Below are 21,298 nucleotides of genomic sequence, written 5' to 3' on the forward strand. Positions count from 1 at the left end.
GAGCATGGATAACAAACAAACGGGCTTTTCCTTAGTTGAATTAGTCGTAGTGATTGTGGTTGTCGGCTTATTGGCCGTTGCAGCGCTACCCCGCTTTTTAGATGTCACCGATGAAGCGAAAAAAGCTAGCATCGAAGGGGTTGCCGGTGGTTTTGCTACTGGTGTTCTATCGGCGCGTGCTCAGTGGGAAGCTCAGGCAAGAACCTCTGTGACTTTGGGCTCGGAAAAACAAAACACCGTCAACTATGATGGTGTCAGTTTCTGGCTGACTCGCTCTACAGATAGCAGCGGGGCCGCAACAGGTTTTAGGGACGGTTATCCGTTGGCGCTCAATACCGATAATACCAGTTATCCAGCGGCGATTACGGATCAGTCATGTATTGATTTAATGGATAATTTGCTGCAAAACCCACCAAAAGTTGACACAGTCGCTAATGCAGCCAATAACGCTAATGTAAAATATTCAGCACAAGCCGATGACGGTCAAGCCACTTGTACTTATGTGCAAAAAGAGGGCGGAACCGCGCACCAGTTTGTGTATGAGATAAAAACTGGTCGTGTGACCGTCACTTTGCAGTAAGTCTGCGCATTGATTAAAACATAGAGAGAAAGTAACTATGAAAAGACAAAACGGTTTCACCCTAATCGAACTTGTGGTTGTGATTGTCATTCTCGGCATTCTCGCCGTCACCGCCGCACCACGTTTTTTGAATTTGCAAGGCGATGCGCGCCAAGCTTCTTTACAAGGGTTAAAAGGAGCTATGGATGGATCCGCCGGGATAGTTTATGGACGAGCTGCTATTGATGGGAATGAGTCTGTCTCACAAGGTAAAACAGTCACAATTGGAACTGACACTGTGAAACTTGTTTGGGGTTATCCTGAAGCAAGTGTTGATGGTATTGGCAAAGCAGTTTCTGGATTGAATGGTGATTGGAGTGTTGTCGCATCTTCACCAACAACATCGATTTCATATAGCTTTAAGAGTGGTGTAACAGGAGCAGGTGCTAGTTCATGTTCTGTGACCTATGCAATTGATCCAGCGGTAAGTAACGCTCAACCTGCAATATCTGTCTCAAATTGTAATTAGATTTAATAAAGGCCAGCATTGCTGGCCTTTATTGTTAGCTCTTTCTCATTTACAAAAGCGAGTAAAACTTAAGCCCACTACTGAAATTTCTTATATACTTTAAGCACTTGTTTTTTCGCTAGAGGTATAAAATGCAGCAACATTTAGCAGCGCGGCGTGGTTTTACGTTGATCGAACTGGTCGTGGTAATTGTGCTGCTGGGCATTGTCGCTGTGTACGCTGCAAGCCGTTATACTGGCATCTCCTCCTTTTCAAGCGTGACCACTCAAAGCGAAGTGTTGGCCTCACTGCGTTTAACCCAAAACCGCGCCATGCAGCGTACCGGCCTCTGTAATCGCTGGTTGGTCAGCAATAATCAAGCACAGCAAGTATCTCCTTCCGTTTCTGCTGGTGCCTGCACTACTTCACTGCTCAGCCCTGCAACCGACAGTAGTTTTGTTGACGCGGCGGCGAACGATATCACCCTGACGTTAACCAATAACGATGGCAGCTATTTTTTAGATTTTGATAGTTTAGGTCGCGCCGCGCAGTGCTTAACGGCAAACTGCACCGTTACCTTAAATAATCTGCAATCGGGTGAATCTCGCCAAGTGTGCATCAATAGCGAGGGGTACATTTATGCGTGTTAACGCGCCGCGCGGGTTTACTCTCATTGAGATGATCATCGTTATCACAGTGACAGCAATAGCCATGACAGGCATCACGGCCGCGCTTTATCCTCGCTCGCAACAAAGCGCTGAACAGGTGCTAGCAGTAAAAGCCGCCGAGTTAGGCCGCGCGGTTATGGATGAAGTAATGGGCCGAGCCTTTGACCAAAACTCCGGGCCCAATGGCGGAGTGCCTGAGTGTGTATTAGTGACAACATTAGGACGAGAAGTGTGTACATCTGTAGCGCTACTGGGTCCAGAACCTAGTGAAACCAATAATACGTTGTACAACGATGTGGATGATTTCCATGGCCTAACGGGATCGGTTAAAGATGTATTAGGCATTGATATCAGTGCTGATTACCAACGTTATAACGTTGAGATTCAAGTATTTTATGAGCAGGACAATGGTGGGCAACTAAGCGGAGTGAACGCTAACCAACTGACTCACTATAAACGGGTATCTGTGGTGATCATTGACCCGAAGGGCAATCGCTACCCGTTTGCGGCGATTAAGGGCAATTTCTGATGCGTGGTTTTACCCTGATTGAAATGGTGATTGCGATTATTCTGTTGTCGGTAGTCGGGCTATTTTTAGGCTCTGTGATCCGCCAAAGTATGGGTATTTATGTTGATACCACCGCCCGCGAAGCTTTGAGCCAACAAGGGCGCTTTGTTACTGAGCGGCTGAGCCGAGAACTGCGTGAAGCGGTACCAAACAGCGTGATGGTGGAAAATGGTTGCATTGAGTTTTTACCGATCACTGACAGCGCGATCTACAACGACCTGCCAACCGTGCAATCGCCTTCGGCTGCGGTGCGTTTATTGCCGATCGACAAAAAGGTACTCAATGGCGATCGTCTGGTCGTGTTTCCAACCAACGCCGCTTCGCTACGCCAAACGCCAAATGCAAGTGGGCAAACAGCGCAAGTAAACGCAGATGTTGATTTTACGCCACCCAACGACGCGATCATGGTTGATGCAGCCTTGACACAACCGACTGGGTTTGTAATTCAATCACCAGCTAAGCGAGTCTATTTTTATCGCACGCCAGTGGCTTTTTGTTATCAGAACAATCGTATTTATCGTTATGCGGATTACGCGCTTAATCGCAGTGCGCTCAGCCCTGCACAGCTTGGTACTCCAGTATTGATGGCTGAAAACATTAGCCAAGCTAATTTTCACGTCACGCAGCCAGAGCTACAACGCAACGGCTTAGTGAAAATTGAACTGACATTTTCCGACCGCGGCGAGGAGGTAAAGTTTGACCATGATGCGCTTATCTACAACACGCCGTAAACAGCAAGGCAGCGGCTTAGTATTGGTCATCTTTATCATTGTGGTGGTCGGCTTTGTTGCATCGGTCGCGAACCGTAATCAACAGCGCAATAGCCAGCAATTGGTTTCGATGGTGTTAGGGACAAGGGCTGAAATGGCGGCGCGATCGGCGATCAACGTTGAACTGAGTCGTTTTTATCAAACGACAACCGACGGCAGTTGCCATACTCATTCTGTACAATCACTCACGTTTGAAGGTGAAGGATTAGCACAATGTAGTGCACAGGTTAAATGTAATTTGGTGGGTACAATGGATGATGGCCTTACTGTCTATCAACTGACTTCAACCGGGCGCTGTCAGTCTGGCGATTGGATGTTGCAGCGAGTCATCGAAGTGGGGGTGAAAAGTGATTCACTATAAATGGCTGATTAGCTTACTGCTCATGAGCAGTGGGGTTTGTGCCCAACAATATAATTTATCCAATAATCAATATCCTCCTTGTAATACCTCGTGGCAAAAATCTGGCAACACTTATACCTGTAGCGGTAGTGGTCAAGTGACGTTAAATGATGGTGATGTGATTGTCGCCGATGTTGACTCAACACTGATCGCCAATGACGGTTTTTATTTGATTAATAACCAAGTGGGTAACGCATCAAATAGGATAAGTCTGCAAGCGAACTACGGAGCGATAGCCAGCCAAGGCTCTCAAAATACGATTTATGGGGATGTTTCAGCCAACAGCAGCAACGTAACTTTCAATAACACCAATTTAATTGGTAATGTTACGACGGGAGGAAACGTCACTATCAACGGTGGTAGCGTGCAGGGTAATTTAACCAGTAATGATCAAACGGTTGTTATTACTGGAGCAAACGTGGTTGGTAATATTACGGCGCAATCAGGCATTGTCATTACAGGAAGTGTGTATAGCGGCAATATTACGATGACCTCTAATAACTCTGTGACGTTTAATTCGGTGGATATGACTTCCGGTTCTGTATCAGGGGCAAGTCATTTCACGGCAAACAATAGCCAGCTAGGAAGGCCTGATTCTCAGGTCAATATCAGTACTACCTCTAACGATATCACCTTAAATGACTCAACGGCTTATGGTGATTTTAATGCGGCAATTAATAATGCTGGTGGCCAAGTTAATGTCAACAATAGTTCAATTACTGGTACATGTTCCCCCATATCTAATCCATTGAATGCTTGTGATCCCTCTCCTGTAGCGCGCTATCATTTTGATGAAGTGCAATGGAGTGGGGCTGTCAATGAAGTCAAGAATGCGTTTGGCTCTTCTCTTAACGGCCGCGCAATGAATGGTGCGCTTACCAGCTCTCAATCACCGGCGCTACCCGCTAATATTAATAATTACGGTACTTGTGGTTATGGCGAGTTTGTTGCCAACCAAAACCAATATGTACAAGTGGCTCATGATAGCCAGTTATCCTTCTCGGACCAGCTAACGATATCTGCGTGGGTGTACCCCGTCAGTCGCCCGGCGAATGGTGGCTTGCATACCATAGTGGCGAAAGATACTAACTACGAATTCCACCTTGATAGCCAAGGGCGAGTTTTTTGGTATTGGGAGAGAAGTTCTGGCGGTGCCAATACATTAACCACATCCAATGTTATTCCGCTAAATACTTGGACTCATATCACCATTCGCTATAACCGCTCAGCAAGTAGTAATGAGAGACAAAAAATCTATATTAATGGTGTGGTTGCGGCGACAAACAGCGATAATCAACCACTCAAAACCAATACAGTGAATTTAGAGATTGGTCGAGATTACAATTCCGACAACAGAACTTTCTCCGGAAGGCTTGATGAAGTGGCTATTTATAATAAAGCTCTCACTGATAGTCAGATTGTCAATCTGTATAACGAACGTCATCTGTGCCAAAGTTCAGGGCTGCAATGTTTTAGCGATGATTTCCAAAGTCAGCCATTGGATGAGCAGTGGCGAGTATTCAGTAGCAGTGGTGACTTTACGCCTTCAATCACCAATAATCGCATGCGATTAACACAAGCGGTGCAAAACCAAGCCACCGCTTCAACATTCCAACGCATTTTCCCAGCGGCAGGGAACCGTGTAGAGGTTGAATTTGACTATTTTGCCTATGGCGGTAATGGTGCTGATGGGGTGGCGATTGTTTTTTCTGATGCCTCTGTCACTCCTCAAGTTGGAGCATTTGGTGGTCCTTTAGGTTTTGGTTATAAAGTCAATGAGCAAAAACCCGGATTTGCGGGCGGCTGGTTAGGCATTGGATTGGATGAATATGGTAATTATTCGATTGAAGGTGGCGGGAATGGTCCTGGCCGCAGGCGGCAAGCTGTTGTATTAAGAGGTTCTGGTTCTGGCTATAGCGGTTATAACTATTTAGCAGGCACGTGTAATAACGGCACAACCAATACCAATGGAGATTGCCTAAATCCGAGGGTAGACAATACCAATGGTAATCCTCAGCACCGCTACCGAATTGTTATTGACTCAACTCAAGCTTCAACGTCGCTGGTGACCGTAAGCCGTAAAGTTGGCACTGACAGTTGGAAAACTTTAATTGGGCCAGTTGATGTGATGTCATTTGCGGCGCAACAAAATGTTCCTACGGATCTGTTTATGTCCATCACAGGTTCTACAGGCTCTTCGACTAATAACCATGAAATTGATAATTTCGAAGTCTGTGCGCTCAATTCTCGTCCAGTTGGTGAGCAAATTAATCACTTTCGCATCTCTTTGCCAGCACAAGGTTTAACTTGTGCAGCCTCTGACGTGTCTGTGACGGCGTGTGCCGATGAAAATTGCAATAACTTATTCACCGATCCGGTTATTGCTTATTTAGTCCCTAACTCTCTACCTAGTGCAACGGGCGGTTGGGTGAATGGTTCAACTATCTCATTTAGCAATGGGGTTGGTAACACCCAACTTAGGCGTAACAGCGCAGGTAATGTCACCGTTGATGTTTCTGGTTCCGTTCCCACCGCTATGTCTTTCAATAACACCTTATGCAGCCACAATGGGAATGCTGGCCCCTTTTTGGCCAGTAACTGCACGATGAACTTTGCTGACAGTGGCTTCATTTTGGATGTACCCAATTCCTACGCCAATCAATCGGTAACTGGGACCATTAAAGCGGTACGAAAAGATAATGCTTCACAACTGTGTTTGCCTAGTTTTCAAAATGTACAGAAACCCGTTTCCTTTTGGAGTGATTACTTGAGCCCTAATGGGGGGCAAGGTTTTAGCGCTTTATCGGTTGGTGTGAATAGTGTGGCGGTAGGGCAGTCATCCAATACTGCGATGCCAGTGGTGCTCAATTTCAACCAAAATGGTGAGGCGAGCATTAACGTATCCTATCGTGAGGCTGGTAGCCTTGCTTTGAATGCTCGTTTAACGGGGAGTGGTGATGAGCAGGATTTGCAACTAACAGGTCAAACGACTTTTATACGAGTTCCTCGTGCTTTAGTACTCAGCGCGACCAGTTATTATGGTGTTAGTGGAGCGTGTCCTAATGCCGATATTAGCTGTGATATTTTTGCTAGGGCGGATGAAAACTTTAATCTCAATATCAAAGCGGTTGCGGAGGCACCGATTGAGGATAATGATTTCACTAACAATTTAGTAGTGACAAATTATCAACAAGCAAACATTGAGCTTAAACATACTCTAATCGCACCAGCGACAGGCGTGCCCGGTGCTCTCGGTGAAGTTGAATATGATCACCAATTAGGTAGCTCGACGACTGTACAACAAAGAGTGAGTGAGGTTGGGGTGTTTGATTTCTCGCTGAACGCGCCAACGACGTATCTTGGACTCGATTTAGCGAGTGAGAATCTGCCGATTGCCGTTGCCTCAACGGGCCCGATAGGTCGTTTTATCCCAGCCTATTTTTCTCCTTCTTCGGTGGTGACCAGCTTACAGGCTGAGTGTGAGGTGACTTCTCCGAATGACGAATCGTTCAGTTATTTAGGACAACCGTTTGGATATAAAGACAATCCGGGTATTTACTTACACCCAAGATCCGCGTCAGGCAGTGAAACAGTCAATTATTTCGACAGTGCTTGGTGGCGTTATGATCGGCAGTGGGACAACCGAATATATAACGATACTGTGAATAGTTTACCAATCAGCTTTGATAGCGATTTGACGAGTGTGAACCGAGTCAATGGCGTTGATTCTCGCATTGAACTCTCTGGGGAGATATTGATCTACCAAAAGCCACCACAACCAATAGTGCCTTTTAACAGCAAGTTAGATCTTACCCTCTTGGTATCCGATCTTACAGACCTTGATGGAGTTTGCTACCGAGAAACGGCCAGTGATCCTTGCCTAAACTATACGATTACAGACATTGATGATGAGATGAAATTGCGTTGGGGAAAACTGGTGATCCACGACACTTATGGCCCAGAAACGAGTGCGTTAAGTCAGCCAATCACGAGTGAATACTTCACTGCCAATGGCTTTGTTACCAATAGCTTTGATAGCTGTACAAGGTTACCAGATCTTGCGAATTTCACTTTAACGCCGACCGATCTAACTTTAGGTTCCGGTGGGGCTCCTGAAGTTTATCCTACTTTAGTCAGTCAAACGCTCGCTTTGGGTGCCGCGAATATCAACTTTACGGCTCCGGGAGCGGGTCATCAAGGATTCATTGATACTTTGCTTGATCTCAATGCTCATGGGTTGCCTTGGTTGCGTCCCTACAATGATCAAAATAGCGCGTTTGAAAATCAAGTCTCAGGCCGAGTACAGTTTGGATTGTACCGAGGCAGCGACCGGGTAATCTGGTGGCGTGAAAAAAATTAACCGGATAATTCACACAAATTCATAGAGATTTTTCTACCTAAGTTAGGAATCTGTTAGAAATTGCGTGTTTCAGTCCATGTTTATGCGTCAACGCCTTGCTGTGATCGCAAGGCATTGGTACATTTAGTGCAATTTTCTATCTTCTAATTCTTGCAGGACGAGCGAAGAATATGTTCAAAAAACTGCGTGGCATGTTTTCCAACGATCTATCGATCGATTTAGGTACCGCCAATACTCTTATATACGTTAAAGGACAAGGTATTGTCCTCGACGAGCCTTCCGTTGTTGCTATTCGCCAAGATAAAGGTCGTGGTGGAAAAAGCGTTGCTGCTGTCGGTCATGCCGCTAAGCAGATGCTTGGTCGTACGCCGGGGAATATTTCTGCAATTCGTCCTATGAAAGACGGCGTGATTGCGGATTTCTACGTGACCGAAAAAATGTTGCAACACTTCATCAAGCAGGTGCATGACAACAGTGTACTCAAACCAAGCCCTCGCGTTCTGGTGTGTGTGCCTTGTGGCTCCACCCAAGTTGAACGCCGTGCGATTCGTGAATCAGCACTCGGTGCTGGCGCGCGTGAAGTGTATTTGATTGATGAGCCTATGGCGGCGGCCATCGGTGCTGGTCTGCGTGTTTCTGAACCAACGGGTTCAATGGTGGTCGATATCGGTGGTGGTACGACTGAAGTTGCCGTTATTTCCTTGAACGGTGTGGTTTACTCTTCCTCTGTGCGTATCGGCGGTGATCGTTTTGATGAAGCGATCATCAATTATGTGCGTCGTAACTACGGCAGCTTAATCGGTGAAGCGACCGCAGAGAAAATCAAACATGAAATTGGCTCGGCTTACCCCGGCGATGAAGTGATGGAGATTGAAGTTCGTGGTCGTAACCTTGCTGAAGGGGTCCCTCGTAGCTTTACTCTTAACTCCAATGAAATCTTAGAAGCACTGCAAGAACCGCTTTCCGGTATTGTTTCTGCGGTGATGGTTGCGCTTGAACAGTGTCCGCCAGAGCTTGCTTCTGATATCTCAGAAAATGGTATGGTATTAACCGGTGGTGGAGCGCTGCTCAAAGATATCGACCGCCTCTTGACCGAAGAAACGGGAATACCAGTCGTGGTTGCCGATAATCCTCTAACCTGTGTTGCCCTTGGTGGCGGTAAAGCGTTGGAAATGATCGATATGCACGGTGGCGACCTATTTAGCGAAGAATAATGGCTTTGGGAGCCGTAAAGCTCCCATCATGACATCTAGGATTTTTATAGAATGAAGCCAATATTTGGTCGAGGACCATCTCTTCAGCTACGTCTCTTTTTTGCCGTGATTTTATCAGCCAGTCTTATGCTGGCTGATAGTCGTTTAGGTGCTTTTTCCAACGTTCGTTTTTTTCTTAATAGCTTAGTGGCTCCCATTCAATACATGGCGGATTTACCGCGCAGCATGTTTGATGATCTGTATGAGCGATTCGCCACTCATCAAAAACTGATTGAATCGAATCAACGTTTAAAACGAGAAGCGATCACCTTGAAAAGTGATTTGATCTTGTTTGATCAATACCGCGAAGAGAACCAACGGTTACGTAAATTGCTTGGATCTTCTTTTGTTCGTGATGAAAAGAAGGTTGTCACTGAGGTGATGGCGGTCGATACCTCACCTTATCGTCACCAAGTTGTGATTGATAAAGGGCGAACGGATGGCGTTTACGAAGGGCAACCCGTTATCAACGACAAAGGTATTGTTGGCCAAGTGACTTTTGTGGCGGCGCATAACAGCCGGGTGTTGTTGCTGACTGACACCAATAGTGCGATTCCAGTGCAAATTATTCGTAATGATATTCGAGTGATTGCTTCAGGGAATGGCCAGGTGGATCGTATTCAATTGGAACACATTCCCACCAGCACCGATATTGAAGTGGGTGACTTGCTCGTCACATCAGGTTTAGGGGGCGTATATCCTGAAGGTTATCCTGTCGCACACGTTTCGGTGGTCGACAAAGATACCCAGCGTGAATTTGCGTCGATCACCGCCGATCCCGTGGTGGATTTTGATCGTCTACGCTATTTGCTGTTGATCTGGCCTAACGAAGATAGGCAGCAGAAAGTATTGCAAGTTACGCCAGAGAAAATGTTAGAGGAAGCAACCGATGGCCAGTAGTGTCGTGAAAAGTAAATTGGTGATTGGTGCATCATTTCTCTTTGCTCTGGTTTTACAAACTATCCCTTGGCCGGGTGAGCTGGATCTACTGCGCCCATCGTGGTTACTGCTGGTGACATGCTATTGGGTTTTAGCGTTGCCGCATCGAGTCAACGTAGGGTCGGCTTTGATCCTTGGTTTGTTATGGGATCTGCTGCTTGGTTCAACATTGGGCATTCGTGGCATGATGATGGCCATTGTTGTCTACTTAGTGGCGATTAACTTCTTAGTGCTGCGTAATATGGCGTTATGGCAACAAGCCGTAATCATTGGCGTGTTATCTATGTTGCTTGAAGTGCTGATCTTTTGCGGCGAATATTTAATTCAAGATGTGACATTTAACCCGCTCTCACTATGGGTTGGTATGATCAATTGCATATTATGGCCTTGGATGTTCCTACTGCTTCGTCGTGTGCGACGCCACTGGCACCTTAGATGATGAATAAAAAAATTGTATTAGCTTCTGGCTCGCCAAGAAGACGAGAGTTACTGACTCAACTGGGTTATCAGTTTGATATTGTGGTGCCCAACGTTGAAGAGTGCCGTAATAAGCATGAAGCCCCAGCAGTGTATGTTGAACGTTTATCACGTGATAAGGCACTGGCTGGTGTTGCTTTATCCAACCCTGCTTCGATAGTTATTGGGTCTGATACCATAGTCGTGCAAGGTGAAACAGTACTTGAAAAACCTGCTGATTTTGCTCAAGCACAACAGATGTTACGCAGCTTATCTGGTACAAAACATCAAGTGATGACGGCCGTAACCGTAGCAACACATGATCATTCTAAATCCGTCGTAGTAACGACGGATGTATGGTTTAAACCTTTGTCAGATGAAGAAATAGAACAATATTGGCAATCGGGTGAACCTTGCGATAAGGCTGGCAGTTATGGCATTCAAGGATTGGGTGGACGATTTGTAACGAAGATCGAAGGCAGCTATTACGCTGTTGTAGGATTACCATTATTCGAAACTGACCAGCTCTTGCACGAATTTATATAATTAAAAACATTGAGGTGTACTCATGAGTGCAGAGTTGCTACTAAACGTCACCCCGAGTGAAACTCGAGTGGCGATGATTGAAGGCGGAGTTCTTCAAGAGGTCCACATTGAGCGAGAAGCGAAACGCGGCATTGTGGGCAATATTTACAAAGGAAAAGTCAGCCGAGTTCTTCCCGGAATGCAGGCCGCCTTTGTCGATATTGGTTTAGACAAGGCCGCTTTTCTTCACGCTTCTGACATTGTTCCTCATACTGAATGTGTGGCTGAGAACGAAAAACAGCAGTTTCAAGTTCGTGATATTTCAGAGCTAGTTCGTCAAGGCCAAGATATCGTGGTGCAAGTGGTCAAAGATCCATTAGGCACTAAAGGCGCCCGTTTAACGACAGATATTACCCTACCTTCGCGCTATCTCGTTTTTATGCCCGGCGCAAGTCATGTTGGTGTCTCACAACGCATTGAAAGTGAATCAGAGCGTGATCGTCTCAAAAAAGTCGTGGCTCATTATTGTGATGAGCACGGTGGGTTTATTATTCGTACCGCCGCTGAAGGGGCTGATGAGAAAGAGCTTTCACAAGATGCCGCCTTTCTTAAACGGCTATGGCTGAAAGTGTTGGAGCGTCGAGTTAAATACAAAACACGCTCGACACTGTATGGCGAATTGGGTTTAGCTCAGCGTATTTTACGAGATTTTGTCGGCACCGATTTGACGCGGATCTTAGTCGATTCGCGCCTTGAATTTGAGAACCTCAAAGAGTTTACCTCAGAGTTTGTGCCTGAGTTAACCGATAAGCTTGAACTGTATGAAGGTGACAAGCCTATTTTTGATATGTACGACACCGAAAACGAGGTTCAGCGTTCTCTCGAGCGTAAAGTGGAGCTCAAGTCTGGTGGATACCTTATCATCGACCAAACTGAAGCCATGACCACGATTGATATCAATACTGGCGCGTTTGTTGGCCGTCGTAACCTCGAAGAAACCATTTTTAATACCAATGTTGAAGCGACCCAAGCCATTGCCCGTCAATTACGTTTGCGCAACTTAGGGGGCATCATCATTATTGATTTTATCGATATGATGTCTGAAGAGCACCGTAAGCGAGTGCTCAACTCCTTAGATGCCGCCCTGGTTAAAGATCGCGTCAAAACGAATATTAATGGTTTTACGCAGTTAGGCTTGGTGGAGATGACGCGTAAGCGCACCCGTGAAAGTATTGAACACGTGTTATGTTCAAGTTGTCCAACCTGTGAAGGCCGCGGCAGTGTGAAAACCGTTGAAACCGTCTGTTTCGAAATCTTACGTGAAATCACGCGTGTCAACCGTGCTTACGATGCGGATAAATTTGTGGTTTACGCATCCCCTGCGGTGGCAGAAACCTTGCAAGGTGATGAGTCTCATGCTCTTGCTGAGTTGGAAGTGTTTATTGGAAAAGAAGTGCGCATCCAAGCGGAGCCACTTTATATTCAAGAACAATTTGACGTTGTGATGATGTAGTAGGGCCTTTGTGATCTCAACTTTTACGCGCCTTTGGCGAATAGTATTGTGGTTTATCGTTTGCGTGCTAGTGGTGCTGGCTGTTGCTGTCACCACTTTGCGTGTGTTTTTGCCACAAATGAATCGTTTCCAAGGCGAAATACAAACGTTGATCAACCAAAATTCAGGTTTTGAATTTGAATTAAGTGAGGTCACTGGTTTTTGGCGTAATACTCACCCGTCAATTGCACTTAAGGGGCTAAAAGCAAAGCTACCTGATGGATCGCAAATTCACTTTTCTGCGCAACAAATCGATGTTGAATTTGACCTCATTCAGTCAATACTGCAAATGCAACCTGTGGTCGCGGATCTCAGTATTCATCAACTCAAATTGGATATTCGCTCGGTAAACTGGCTTGAGCTACAGGCTGAAGATAACCAACAGAGCCGCACACAAGGCAATGTCATTCAACGTTTAGACAACCTACTGTTGCGGCAATTGGATGATTTTGCGCTACTCGACTCGACGGTTTTCTATCAATCTGTCGCGGGGGAGATTCGCCAGTTAGATATTGAACGTCTTCGGTGGAAAAATAACGCTCAGCAACATAAAGCTGAAGGCGTGGTGAGCATCGCTGATACCAGTATTAACTCTCTGTTAGTGAGTGCTAACTTTGAAGATCATGGTTCACTACGCGATATTTCAGGTCGCTTCTATGTTAGCGCTGACAATATCAAAATAAACCCGTGGTTGACTCGTTATCTCAAAGACGAAACCGGCATTAAGAAAGGACAGGTGAGTTTTAATGCATGGCTGACCTTAGAACATAACCAACCCAAAGATGGCTATGTCGAACTTAAGCCCTCTGAACTGGTTTGGGGTGAAGAGCGTCAGCATGAACTGTTGTTAGAGTCGGGAATCATCAAACTGTTACCTATTGAACAAGGATGGCAAGTTAACGCTTACTCACTTCAGTTGCGCACGGATGACGAAGTGTGGCCTAAACTTGATGTCGCGTTTGAATGGCAACCGACGCAATGGCGTTTGAACTTGTCGCAGTTAGACATAAAAACTTTGCTTCCCTTTGTGAAAATGATGCCCGATTCCAGCAAAACGAACGAGCTTTTGCAGCTATTGGATTTGGGGGGCACCTTAGAAGATATTCGGCTCAGCAAAGGAGATAGCCTGCAATCGCTTCGTTATTCGGCTGAACTCAGTGATGGCGCCATGGCGCAATGGCAGTTATTGCCACAAGTACACCATCTCAAAGCCTCCATTGCAGGTAGCATGGAGAGTGCCCGCGCCAAAGTGACGCTGATTGATGACGTGTTACCTTATGGTGAGGTTTTCCAAGCACCATTGAATATTCGTCAAGGTGAAGCCGATGTTGTGTGGCAAAAGCAAGACGATGGCTGGTCATTGTGGGCCAGTAAAGTGACTGCAGCGACGCCTGACTTACAAGTGCTTGGATCATTTCGTCTCGATTTTCCTGAAAAACGCAGCCCTTTACTTTCATTTTATGCGGAAGCGGACTTATACAATGCAGGTGAAACTTGGCGTTATTTGCCCACCTTAGCATTGGGGCGCAAGTTAACAGACTATCTCTCTACTGCGATTCAAGGCGGTAAAGCCAACACCGCTAAACTGCTTTGGTATGGTGAACTTGGCGATTTTCCCTACCAACAAAACACTGGCGTATTCCAAGCTTGGGTTGGTTTAAAAGAGGCGAAATTTAGTTTTGATACGGCGTGGCCGCCGATCACCAATTTGCAACTCGATCTGCTGTTTGAAAACGATGCGATGTACCTTGATTCACACTCTGCGACCTTAATGGATGTCACTGCCCAGCGGATCACAGGGCGAATACCTGAGCTAGCCGAAGGTGGACACATCGAAATCGAAGCCAGTGCAACAGCCCAAGGCAATGCCGTACGCGACTATATGACCTCAACGCCTTTAGTGGATTCGGTGGGAGCGGCGTTAACGGCGATCCAAGTCAGTGGCGAAGTGCAATCTGAATTTCAGCTTCGTATTCCTTTTGATAGTGAGCAGGAACCCCGAGCGTGGGGTTGGGCGAATTTAAATAATAACCACGTGGAAATTGATGCACCGCCAATGGTGCTTGAGGGTGTCTCTGGCAAAATTGAATTTGATAATGACGTTGTGACGGCAGCCGGTTTGTCGGCTGATCTGCTGACTCAACCGATCGCGATTGATTTTAAAGGTGAAAATGCCAGCCAAGGTTACGCGGTGAATATTGATGTGGTGGGAGACTGGGATATTAAACCCCTGACGCCTTTTGTCGGTGAGCGCTGGCTAAACCGTTTAAAAGGGCATGCTCCTTGGCAAATGGGCGTTGATATTCAGCTCAATGATGTCGGTTTCACTTATCAAATCGACACCTTAGCCGATTTAAAAATGGTAGAAAGTGATTACCCTTACCCGCTAAAAAAAGCCTTCAACGTGGCAGGCAAAGCTCACTTGCAAGCATCGGGTAACCAAGAGTCGATCACCGCTCGCCTACAATTACCACAAGCGAAATACCAAGCTGAAATCGATATCACATCGAAAAAACCACGCCTGACAGCCACCAATCTCATAGTAGGGAGCGGCAATTTCAAAATCAGCCCAGTGGTTGGCCACCATGCGCAGATCCGCAGCGATACCTTTAATTTGGATGAATGGTTGAGTTTGGCCAATGAGCCTCAACCGAAGAAAAAATCAGCTCTAGCGGAGATGAATACTCCTGAGATCCCACCACCAGAGAGAGTGGACATCAACGTCAAAGCACTTCTACTAGCGGGCATTGAGTGGCACGATGTTGATTTTAGTGCTAGACGTAAAAATCTCGGTTGGTACGCACAGCTCGAGAGCCAAGAAGCAAAAGGTCAAGCGAGTTATATTGAACCTTATGATTTGTCCGTCTCGCTTGAACGCTTGCACGTTTACATTCCTGAGCTGGAGGACAGCTCCAAAAAATCACTGTTGGTTGATCAAGATCGCCAGTCTGAGCCGCTTATTACTGATTTTGACCGACAGTTTCATCGATTGGTGCCAAACTTAACTTTGGCCATTGATGATCTTTGGTTGCAGGGTTACAAGGTGGGCAAGATGAATATGGACTTCCAACGGCAAGGTGATACTTTGCAATGGAAGAAGATTTATATCAGTAGTGGTTCAAACCAAGTCAATATCAGTGGTGCTTGGACGTTGAATAAAGACGCACAAGGTGATGAGCGTAGTCATACTCAACTGAATCTCACCATGAAAGGTGACAATAATAGCGATTTGATGGAGCGCTTTGGCATCAGCTCCGGTATCCAAAGAGCGCCATTTGAAATGTCGAGTCAAACCGAATGGGATGGCGCGCCTTGGTCAATGAAGATCGACAGCTTAGAAGGCAAGATAGAGACTACTATGGGTAAAGGTGTCGTTTCTGATGTCAGCGGTGCCGCTCGTTTACTCGGATTATTCAGTTTAGATTCCATTATCCGTAAAATGCAGCTCGATTTTAGTGACGTGTTTGATAAAGGAATGGCCTTTAACTCAATTACGGGCAGTGGTGAAATTTCGCAAGGGATTTTTGTTACCAACAACATCAAAATGGATGCTGTTGCCGGTGAAATGACCATTAAAGGCTTAGCGGATCTCAATAGCCGTACTGTTGATGCTGAGGTGAATTTTGTACCAGACATCACATCAGGAATTCCCGTCTTGACGGCTTTTGCGGTGACACCGCAAACAGCGCTGTATGTCCTAGCTATTACGACCGTGATTGCACCTGTGGTTGAGGTCTTTACCCAAGTCAACTATGAGGTTAAAGGACCAATTAATTCACCGGTTGTTAAAGAGCTTTCACGTAGTAGGGGCGAGTTTAAATTACCAGAAAAGTTGAGAAAATTGACTGAAAAATAGGGAAGTAGGCATGGATCGCGTTGGACTTATTCAAATGACGTCAAGCTCTGAACCTGCGCAGAATTTGGCCTATATCGAACAGCAAGTGTCACTACTTGTGGCGCAAGGTGCGAAGTGGATTGTCACGCCGGAAAATGCACTGGTGTTTGGCACGCGACAACAGTATCACCAACATGCCGAGCCATTGGGGCAAGGGCCCTTGCAGAGTCAATTGGCTGCTATGGCTCGCTTTCATCGGGTGTGGCTGTTGGTGGGCAGCATGCCTATCCGTCGTGAGGTCGGGGTAACGACTACCTCCTTGCTGTTTGACGCTAGTGGCGATCTTGTCGCGTACTACGACAAATTACACATGTTTGATGCAGATGTCGCTGACGGCCACCAGCGCTATCGAGAATCGGAAACTTTTACCTGCGGCACAAAGCTGAGTGTTGCGTCGACGCCATTTGGTCAAATTGGCCTTTCCATCTGCTATGATGTGCGCTTTCCGCACCTCTATTCCCAATTAAGAGTGCAGGGTGCCCAGATATTAGTGGTTCCTGCGGCCTTTACGGCGGTGACCGGAAAGGCACATTGGGAAGTCTTGTTAAGAGCCCGAGCGATAGAGAATCAGTGTTGGATTGTTGCGGTTGGGCAAACTGGGCTTCATCCATGTGGGCGCGAGACATGGGGTCATTCGATGGTCATCAGCCCTTGGGGTGAGGTTATTGCAAGCTTAAACCAGCAAGTGGGGAATTTAGTCGCCGATATTGACTTGGCTTACGTTGAGCAAGTTCGACAAAAAATGCCCATTGCTGCACACACCCGATTCACCAATCAGTTTATAGATAATAAGAGCAAACTATGAGTATTAACCGCATTGAAGATGCACTATTAAAACCTGCAGGATTAACCGAGCAAGATATTGCGGATACACTAGCGACAATTGCCACTCGTCAAATTGATTATGCCGATATCTATTTTCAGTCGAGCTGGCATGAATCTTTAGTGCTCGAAGACAGCATTATTAAAGACGGCTCATTTAATATCGATTGCGGTGTTGGTGTGCGTGCCATCACAGGTGAAAAAACGGGTTTTGCTTATTCAGATCAAATCCAATTAGAAGGTTTGAAACAGAGTGCAATAGCCGCACGAGGCATTGCGCAGCAAGGTAAAAGTGGTTGTGTTCAAGCCTTTAAACGTAGCGATAATCAAGCCTATTATGCGGCGGATAACCCATTAGCCAGTTGGGAAAAAAAGCAAAAAACAGAATTACTGCAAGAGCTGGATGCTTACATTCGTACCAAAGAGCCTTTGATCCAAGAAGTCTCGGTGAGCTTAAGTGGTGTGCATGAACAGATGTTAGTTGCTGCAACCGATGGGACTTACGCAGGCGATATCCGCCCGTTGGTCCGTTTGTCGATCAGCGTGTTAGCACAAAAAGGTGATCGCCGCGAGCGAGGCAGCTCTGGCGGTGGTGGTCGTTTTGGTTATGACTTTTTCCTCACCGAACAAGATGGCCGTAAAGTTGCGTTTCAGTTTGCCGATGAAGCTATCCGACAAGCCTTAGTCAACCTTGAAGCTGTCGCAGCTCCCGCTGGCGCGATGCCTGTTGTGCTCGGTTCTGGTTGGCCGGGCGTCTTGCTTCACGAAGCGGTAGGGCATGGCTTAGAAGGTGATTTTAACCGCAAAGGATCTTCTGTTTTCTCCGGTAAAATTGGCCAGAAAGTAACCTCAACGCTTTGTACGATTGTTGACGATGGCACACTGAAAGATCTGCGTGGCTCGCTCAATGTCGACGATGAAGGTGTCAATGGTCAATACAACACCTTAATTGAAAATGGCGTGTTGAAAGGCTACATACAAGACAAACTCAACGCACGTTTGATGGGGGTGAACCCTACGGGTAATGGGCGTCGTGAATCGTACGCACATTTACCGATGCCGCGCATGACCAACACTTACATGTTGCCGGGTGAACATACGCCAGAAGAGATCATTTCAACAGTGAAGAAAGGCGTTTATGCGCCCAACTTTGGCGGTGGCCAAGTGGATATCACCTCGGGTAAATTTGTGTTCTCTGCCTCTGAAGCCTATATGATTGAAAACGGCAAAATTACTTATCCAATCAAAGGTGCAACCTTGATCGGTTCTGGCATTGAGGCAATGCAACAAGTCTCGATGGTGGGTAACGATTTGAGCCTTGATCGCGGCGTTGGAGTGTGCGGTAAAGCAGGACAAAGTGTGCCTGTTGGAGTAGGGCAACCTACGCTTAAGCTAGATTCGCTCACTGTTGGTGGCACCGAATAACGTTGTTACTCGCTCAGAGCTGACGTGGTTTGTATCGCGCAGCGTAAGCAAATAAAAAGCGGCGTTTTGATGCGCCGCTTTTTTATCTCTTTTATTCACTGCGTTGAATTGAAAAGGTTAAATATCATCTCGCTCGATCGGGCAGCTCATGCAGCGCGCGCCGCCTCGACCTCGACCGAGTTCATTGCCGGGGATGGTTAATACTTTGATGCCCGCCTTATCGTATTTCTCGTTAGTGTAGACATTGCGCTCGTAGCCAATCACAACTCCGGGTTTAACCGTTAGCACGTTGTTGGCGTCATTCCATTGCTCACGTTCAGCCTCATAGCTATCACCACCAGTGGTGATGATTTTGAGTTTGTCCAAACCTAACGCGCGTTCAATCGCATTAACATAACTTGGCATTGAATCGACGTTCATCCCGCCATCGCCTTTTGGCGTTAAACGCCATGTTTCTAAATCATGACGCATAATTTCGGGGTAAACAGAAAAGGTGTCGACATCCATATGTGTCATCACCGTATCTAAATGCATACAAGAGCGGTGTTTAGGCAGGTTAACGGCAATCACCTCTTTGGCCTGCTCATGTTTAAATAAACTCGCAGCAAAATTTTCTACCCCTTGCACAGTCGTGCGTTCGGAAATACCAATCAACACCGCACCTTTACCGATCACCAGTACGTCGCCCCCTTCAATATTGGCATTATCGTAGTGCAGATCTTCATCACCGAAATACTTGATAAAATTCTCTCCTGCAAATACAGGATGCCAACGATAAATGGCGCGTAAATGGTTGGTTTCACGTTGGCGTGCTGGTTTCATCATCGGATTAAGCGATACGCCGCCATACACCCAGCAAGAGGTATCGCGGGTAAAGAGATGATTGGGCAGCGGCTCAATCACAAAATCTAACGGACGATGCATTTTAGGTAGCATCGAAGAGGAGTGGATGGGCAGTTCGGAATAAGCAAGACCACCGAGTAGCAGAGTGGCGAGGTGTTCGTTATCCATGTCAGCTAAATAGCAGCGCAGATCGCGCGCCAAAGTGGGACCATAGCGAAAATCAGAAATTTGCGTATCGAGCAACCACGCTTTGGCATCGGCAACGGCTAAGGTTTCGACTAAGAGATCATGCAACAACAGCACTTCAACATCTTGGTCCTTCAATGTGTTGGCAAAGGCATCATGCTCTTTTCCTGCATCTTCTACGGCAAGCACATCATCAAATAACAGTTCATGACAGTTCGACGGTGTGAGATGAGTTAAGGCACGCTCTGGCCGATTGAGTAATACTCGGCGCAGTTGCCCAACTTCAGATCCAACGTACAGCTTATTCATTTTGTATCCCTACTCTTATTTCTCATGTTCTTTATGACAAGCTTAAGCGAACGATGCAAGTCTACTTAGTGGTGGTATTAGCTGTTATTTTATGAACTTACAGTTGTATATGCTTTAAAGTGTGCACTTATTAAAAAATAACTCCAAAACCAGCCAAATAAGCCTAATAACGACAAAGTGCTTTGTTATGCGTTTTTGGCTCAGAGGAGGGTGAATTAAGCATGAAGAATAAGTGATTTTCTATGCGGTTATTTACATAAAAAGTGCATAATGCGGGCATGTTTAGCCAAAGCGACCTTTTTCGCTATGCATGAATGTTTGATAAACAGGCAGTTTAATGCGGTGAAAGAGCAAATCATCAGGCAGATAATCTACTGAATTAGCAAAATGAAAATAAATTGTTAAATTAAAGTGTTTTTTATTTAATCTGTACTTGATTGAGCAGTGATCCTTTAGAAAGATAAAGATCGCGGTACGTTGTTGGTGGCAATTTTAGGCGAACCATGCCATATTTCGTCGAAATTCATTTATACCCTTCCGACGTGAAGTTGCAGCGGTGCTGGCTACGTTTGCTCACCCCAGTCACATAGTTTATCTATGTTCATGGGGATGAACTCACTTGCCGCCTATCTGCAACGCCAAGTTGATGGAGTATAGTCTACATTTAGCCAAATCTGGAGCACCTTATGTCTCAACCTCAGCAAGATGACTACGTATCCGTTGAAGAGTTAATCGAAATTCAAAAAGAAGATACTCGCGACATCATTCAAGCCCTGCTCGAAGATGGCAGTGATCCAGATGCGTTATATGAGATAGAGCACCACCTATTTGCTGAAGATTTTGACACGCTAGAAAAAGCGGTTGTTGAAGCCTTTAAAATGGGCTTTGAAGTGCTTGAAGCAGAAGAAACAGAAGATGAAGACGGCAATAAACTATTGTGCTGTGACGCGACTATGCAATCGGTACTGAAGGCCGAAGCGATCGATGAACAGGCAGCGAAGCTTATTCAACTTGCTGAAAAATATGACATTATTTACGACGGATGGGGCACTTACTACGAAGGTGAAGATGCGCTATACGACGATGAAGAAGATGAAGACGACCAAGAGTGATTAGGCGTTATTTACCTTGATGTGAGATACCAGCCCTTTGGCTGGTATTTTTTTCGCTATGCAAAGCTAGCGGGGCACTTTAGTGACGAATCATTATTTTTGTCAGCACATCTTTATTTATTTTGTATATAATCGCTCAACATTGATC

At 46.0% G+C, this 21,298-nt stretch carries 17 protein-coding genes; 16 read left to right on the forward strand and 1 reads right to left on the reverse strand.

What is annotated here, in order from left to right:
• Positions 1–4 precede the first annotated feature (4 nt).
• The 15 genes from AACT21_RS15765 (at position 5) to tldD (ending at position 18,700) form a co-directional block, all read left to right on the forward strand.
• The gene (locus tag AACT21_RS15765) at positions 5–580 is read left to right on the forward strand and encodes a prepilin-type N-terminal cleavage/methylation domain-containing protein (RefSeq protein WP_094163372.1); all 576 of its coding nucleotides are present in this window, start codon (positions 5–7) and stop codon (positions 578–580) included.
• 37 nt (positions 581–617) lie between these two features.
• Entirely contained in the window at positions 618–1,088 is a 471-nt protein-coding gene (locus tag AACT21_RS15770; RefSeq protein WP_094163374.1) for a type II secretion system protein, read from the forward strand.
• Positions 1,089–1,219: 131 nt separating this feature from the next.
• Complete coding sequence (locus tag AACT21_RS15775; RefSeq protein WP_094163376.1) at positions 1,220–1,717, forward strand: prepilin-type N-terminal cleavage/methylation domain-containing protein; 498 nt, start codon at positions 1,220–1,222, stop codon at positions 1,715–1,717.
• Positions 1,707–2,264, forward strand: coding sequence for a type IV pilus modification PilV family protein (locus AACT21_RS15780; protein WP_176430163.1), 558 nt, complete (start codon positions 1,707–1,709; stop codon positions 2,262–2,264). The genes AACT21_RS15775 and AACT21_RS15780 overlap by 11 nt, the downstream gene beginning before the upstream one ends.
• Positions 2,264–3,034, forward strand: a complete 771-nt coding sequence (locus tag AACT21_RS15785) for a PilW family protein (protein WP_094163380.1) — start codon at positions 2,264–2,266, stop codon at positions 3,032–3,034. The genes AACT21_RS15780 and AACT21_RS15785 overlap by 1 nt, the downstream gene beginning before the upstream one ends.
• The gene (locus AACT21_RS15790) at positions 3,006–3,434 is read left to right on the forward strand and encodes an MSHA biogenesis protein MshP (RefSeq protein ID WP_094163382.1); all 429 of its coding nucleotides are present in this window, start codon (positions 3,006–3,008) and stop codon (positions 3,432–3,434) included. The genes AACT21_RS15785 and AACT21_RS15790 overlap by 29 nt, the downstream gene beginning before the upstream one ends.
• Entirely contained in the window at positions 3,421–7,833 is a 4,413-nt protein-coding gene (locus AACT21_RS15795; RefSeq protein ID WP_094163384.1) for a DUF6701 domain-containing protein, read from the forward strand. Before AACT21_RS15790 ends, AACT21_RS15795 begins: the two co-directional genes overlap by 14 nt.
• A 170-nt stretch (positions 7,834–8,003) precedes the next feature.
• Positions 8,004–9,047: a rod shape-determining protein gene (locus tag AACT21_RS15800; protein WP_013857874.1), complete on the forward strand. Its 1,044-nt coding sequence runs from the start codon at positions 8,004–8,006 to the stop codon at positions 9,045–9,047.
• Between the two features lie 51 nt (positions 9,048–9,098).
• On the forward strand, positions 9,099–9,986 hold the full coding sequence (gene mreC / locus AACT21_RS15805; RefSeq protein ID WP_013857873.1) for a rod shape-determining protein MreC: 888 nt from the start codon (positions 9,099–9,101) through the stop codon (positions 9,984–9,986).
• The gene (gene mreD / locus AACT21_RS15810; protein WP_013857872.1) at positions 9,976–10,464 is read left to right on the forward strand and encodes a rod shape-determining protein MreD; all 489 of its coding nucleotides are present in this window, start codon (positions 9,976–9,978) and stop codon (positions 10,462–10,464) included. The genes mreC and mreD overlap by 11 nt, the downstream gene beginning before the upstream one ends.
• A complete protein-coding gene (locus AACT21_RS15815; protein WP_094163386.1) occupies positions 10,461–11,027 on the forward strand; it encodes a Maf family protein in 567 nt (188 codons plus the stop codon). The genes mreD and AACT21_RS15815 overlap by 4 nt, the downstream gene beginning before the upstream one ends.
• Before the next feature lie 22 nt (positions 11,028–11,049).
• Positions 11,050–12,519 (forward strand): ribonuclease G, encoded by a 1,470-nt coding sequence (gene rng, locus AACT21_RS15820; RefSeq protein ID WP_017047090.1) that lies wholly within the window; start codon positions 11,050–11,052, stop codon positions 12,517–12,519.
• A gap of 10 nt (positions 12,520–12,529) precedes the next feature.
• Positions 12,530–16,414 carry a YhdP family protein gene (locus AACT21_RS15825; RefSeq protein WP_094163388.1) on the forward strand — a complete coding sequence of 1,295 codons (3,885 nt, stop codon included), beginning with the start codon at positions 12,530–12,532 and terminating at the stop codon, positions 16,412–16,414.
• A gap of 10 nt (positions 16,415–16,424) precedes the next feature.
• Entirely contained in the window at positions 16,425–17,258 is an 834-nt protein-coding gene (locus AACT21_RS15830; RefSeq protein ID WP_094163390.1) for a carbon-nitrogen hydrolase family protein, read from the forward strand.
• Complete coding sequence (gene tldD / locus AACT21_RS15835) at positions 17,255–18,700, forward strand: metalloprotease TldD (RefSeq protein ID WP_013857867.1); 1,446 nt, start codon at positions 17,255–17,257, stop codon at positions 18,698–18,700. Before AACT21_RS15830 ends, tldD begins: the two co-directional genes overlap by 4 nt.
• Before the next feature lie 117 nt (positions 18,701–18,817).
• Here the strand turns inward: tldD and arcA are convergent, their stop codons facing one another.
• Complete coding sequence (gene arcA / locus AACT21_RS15840) at positions 18,818–20,038, reverse strand: arginine deiminase (protein WP_094163392.1); 1,221 nt, start codon at positions 20,036–20,038, stop codon at positions 18,818–18,820.
• Positions 20,039–20,724: 686 nt separating this feature from the next.
• Here arcA and rraB point away from each other — a divergent pair.
• Positions 20,725–21,150, forward strand: coding sequence for a ribonuclease E inhibitor RraB (rraB, locus tag AACT21_RS15845; protein ID WP_088731609.1), 426 nt, complete (start codon positions 20,725–20,727; stop codon positions 21,148–21,150).
• The last annotated feature ends 148 nt before the right edge of the window (positions 21,151–21,298 follow it).

This window comes from Vibrio sp. V08_P9A1T1 (assembly GCF_963874405.1).
GTDB classification, from domain to species: domain Bacteria; phylum Pseudomonadota; class Gammaproteobacteria; order Enterobacterales; family Vibrionaceae; genus Vibrio; species Vibrio anguillarum.